Origin of the sequence: Mesorhizobium sp. M7A.F.Ca.CA.001.08.2.1, assembly GCF_003998455.1 — a bacterium.
Lineage (GTDB): Bacteria > Pseudomonadota > Alphaproteobacteria > Rhizobiales > Rhizobiaceae > Mesorhizobium > Mesorhizobium ciceri.
The window spans coordinates 1-3,374 of sequence record NZ_RZPW01000681.1 but is presented as its reverse complement, the minus strand read 5'-3'; the positions used below and the strand labels follow the sequence as shown (position 1 = coordinate 3,374).

Genomic DNA, 3,374 nt, shown 5'->3' with positions numbered 1-3,374 from the left:
GGTGAAGACCTTGCCGTCGCCGAGATCGAAGACGGCGCTGGCCGAAGATCCCTGCCTGTACCAGGAACTGGCCGGCTCCCATTCCTGGCAATAGACGCCGGCCGGCTCGCCATTCACCATGTAGCGAGCGGCGTCGAAGGTGTGGATCGCCATGTCGAGCAGCAGCACATGGGCCATCTCCTCGCGAAAACCGCCGAAATGCGGCGCGACGAAGAAGTCAGCGTGGATGCTGGTCGGCGCACCGATGGCGCCGGAGTCCAGGAACCTCCGGATGCGCCTGACATTGGCGACATAGCGGCGGTTCTGCACGACCGCATGGATGCGCCCGGCGCGGCGCGCGGCCTCGACGATGGCGCGCGCATTTTCCGGACTGTCGGCGAGCGGCTTTTCCGTCAGCAGATGGCAATTGTGCGCAAAGGCGGACAGCGCGACCGCGCGCCGGGCGGCGGGAACCACGACATCGAACACCGCTTGCGGTTTGATCTGATCGAGGACGGCGTCGAGATTGCTGCCGATGACGGCATTGGTGAGGCCGTATTCTTGCGCCCTCGCCCGTGCCCTGTCGGCATCGAGATCCACAAGGCCGACAATGGCGAGCCCGTCGACTTGCTGCGCGGCATCGAGCCAGGCCTTGCTCATCGCTCCGCAACCGACCAGGACGGCATTGATCATCCGGCGCTCCTCCTCCGCTCGGTCCCTCCAGACCGATCGTCACGGCATCCACGGCATGACCGTAAACGTTTTTCCGTAAACGTTTACGAGAACACACCCGAAGGCGTAGAATGTCAATTGGCCGCTCGTGAAAATCGTCCTGTCGCCTTGGCCTGAGCGGCTACCGGTGCTAGCCAAGCAAGGGGAGTACAGTCACTTGGCATCCAGCATTCATGACCTTGCCCGTCACCTGAACATTTCGATCGGCACGGTGTCGCGGGCGCTGAACGGCCGCGCCGACGTCAATGCCGACACGCGCCAGCGCGTGCTCGAGGCGGCCAGGACGCTCAACTATTCGCCGAACCAGTCCGGCCGCAGTCTGCGGCAAGGCGCCACCCATTCGATCGCCTTCATGCTGCAGCCGCATCCGGGCGACCAGCAATATGGCGAGCCGTTCTTCATTCCGTTCCTGATCGGGCTGCAGGCCAGGCTTGCGGAAAGCGGGCTCGACCTGACCGTGGTCATGGGCGCGCCGGGCGACTACCAGCAGGAGCGCCTGCGCCGCGTCGTCGAGACGCGCCGCGCCGATGCGGTGCTGCTGGCCTGGACGCGGCGCGAGGACGAACGCATCGACTATCTCACCCAGGCCGGCTTTCCCTTCGCCACGCTCGGCCGCAGCCGCTCCGGAACCAAGTCCTACCCTTCCCTCGACCTCGATTTCGAGAAGGCCGGCGCCGACGCGGTCGACCGCCTCGTGGCGCGCGGCCACCGCCGCATCGCCGCCGTCCGCCCGTCGCTCGACCTCAATTTCGGCTATCTGTTTTTGGCCGGCTATCGCAAGGCCTTGCGGCGGCACGGCATCGAGGTCGACCCCGAGCTGATCGCGTCCGGCTTCATCAACGAGGCCGGCGGCTACGGGGTGACGCCGCAGGTGATGCGCTCCAAGGCTCCGCCGACCGCCATCATCTTCAACAATGACGCGATGGCGCTGGGCGGCTGCAAGGCGCTGGCAGAGATGGGTATCAGGCCGGGTCACGACATGGCAGTGACCGTCATCGTCGACACGCCGCTCTGCCGCTATTTCTCGCCAGCCCTGACCGCCTTCCGCCCGGCGCTGGAGCCGATGGGACAACGGCTCGCGGAAATGCTGCTGGCGTCGCTTCCCGCCTTCGCCGGCCCGGAGGGTCCGCGGATCATCCGCGAGGTCTGGCCGCTGGAACTGGTCGCGCGCGACAGCGATTAATCGCAGCAGCAGGACCTGGCGAATTTGTCAAACGCTGAGCCAGGGTGTGTTGAGATTCAGGTCAGGCCGAGCCGAAAATGATGGCTTTTGAGAACCGGAGCGGAGCGGACATTCGGGTCCGTGAGCACCGGAAGCGCAGAAAGTCGTCGTTTGCAGGCCGGCCTCACCTGAATATCGACATACCCTAGTCCACCTTCTTCTCGCCTCGCTCCCCGGCCTTGACGATGTCGCCCGTGGTGAACAGGATTTCCTTCAGTTCCGCGCGCCAGTCCTTCTTCTGGCGCAGCAGGAATTCGAGATCCATGCCGAAATGCTTGAACTCCTCGCCCTGCGCGTTCTTCATGATGGCGCGCGCCTGCGGGTCCTTCTCCACCGACATGCGCTGTTCGTACCAGCTGATCGCTTCCGCCTCCTCGATCAGCGAGGTGATCATGCGGGCAAAGGTCCGCACCTCCTGCGACAGTTCTTCAGGCGGTTCGTGATACTGGTCGAAACCCATGTCGTCCTCCCCTCAAACAGCACACCGGTGCGCAGTGCACCGGCCGCAGCCTTGAATGCGCGGGAGGCGCTATAGGTTCCGGATCACGCCACAACCAGGGCGATCAGCGGGAGCCAGCCTCAAGACACCGGCGCCGCTCCGCCCTCTGCCGTGCGCCGCGCGATGAACTCGTCCAGCACGCCTGATGTGGCGACGGCCGAGGTCGGCGGCGCGAAATCGGCAAGCACCCGCCTCCAGACACCGGTGGCGCGCTCGCTCGCCGTCTTCGAGCCGCTTTGCGTCCAGTTGCCGAAATTCGACCAGTCCGCCACCAGCGGCTCGTAGAAAGCGGTGCGGTAGCGGGCCATGGTGTGGCCGGCCGAGAAGAAATGCCCGCCCGGCTGCACCTCGGCGATAGCTTCGAAACCAATCGTGTCGGTGTCGCCGGGCGTCGCAGCACAAAGTTCAGCCACCGTCTGCAGCGCCTCGATATCGGTGATCAGTTTCTCGAAAGAGACACTGAGGCCGCCCTCCAGCCAGCCGGCAGCATGGATGCACATCGTCGCCCCGGCCAGCACCGAGCCCCACAGCGCGAACTGCGTCTCGTGCGCGGCCTGCGCGTCGGAGGTGTTGGCCGCACTGCCGCCGCCGGACCGCCAAGGCAGCCCGGTGAAGCGCGCCAGTTGGCCGGCGCCCAGCGTCGCCTTGACGTGCTCGGGCGTGCCGAAGGCGGGCGCGCCGGATTTCATGTCGACATTGGAGGAGAACGAGCCGTAGACGACCGGCGCACCCGGCCTCACGATCTGCGCCAGCGTCAGCCCGGCCAGCGCTTCGGCATGCTGCAGCGTCAGCGCGCCGGCGACCGTTATCGGCGCCATGGCGCCCGCCAGGCAGAACGGCGTGATGACGGAGACCTGGCCCGCGCGAGCGAAATCGAAGATGCCTTGCGCCATCGGAATGTCGAGCTGACGCGGCGAGTTGGTGTTGATGACGGTGTAGCAA

4 protein-coding genes are annotated in these 3,374 nt (G+C 65.7%); 1 reads left to right on the top strand and 3 read right to left on the bottom strand.

The window, feature by feature from the left end; all coding sequences use genetic code 11:
- A partial coding sequence (locus tag EN914_RS28945; protein WP_164778988.1) for a Gfo/Idh/MocA family protein occupies window positions 1-672 on the bottom strand: 672 nt, incomplete at its 3' end.
- Window positions 673-868: 196 nt separating this feature from the next.
- Between EN914_RS28945 and EN914_RS28940 the strand changes: the two genes are divergently transcribed.
- On the top strand, window positions 869-1,894 hold the full coding sequence (locus EN914_RS28940; RefSeq protein ID WP_024501441.1) for a LacI family DNA-binding transcriptional regulator: 1,026 nt from the start codon (window positions 869-871) through the stop codon (window positions 1,892-1,894).
- A 184-nt stretch (window positions 1,895-2,078) separates the two neighbouring features.
- Here EN914_RS28940 and EN914_RS28935 read toward each other — a convergent pair whose 3' ends face one another.
- On the bottom strand, window positions 2,079-2,393 hold the full coding sequence (locus tag EN914_RS28935) for a hypothetical protein (RefSeq protein WP_013530988.1): 315 nt from the start codon (window positions 2,391-2,393) through the stop codon (window positions 2,079-2,081).
- Between the two features lie 119 nt (window positions 2,394-2,512).
- A partial coding sequence (locus tag EN914_RS28930) for a trimethylamine methyltransferase family protein (protein WP_206527263.1) occupies window positions 2,513-3,374 on the bottom strand: 862 nt, incomplete at its 5' end.

Bases quoted from the DNA above. Each gene is read 5' to 3' on its own strand.
- EN914_RS28935 (WP_013530988.1), bottom strand. From the start codon at position 2,393: ATGGGTTTCGACCAGTATCACGAACCGCCTGAAGAACTGTCGCAGGAG.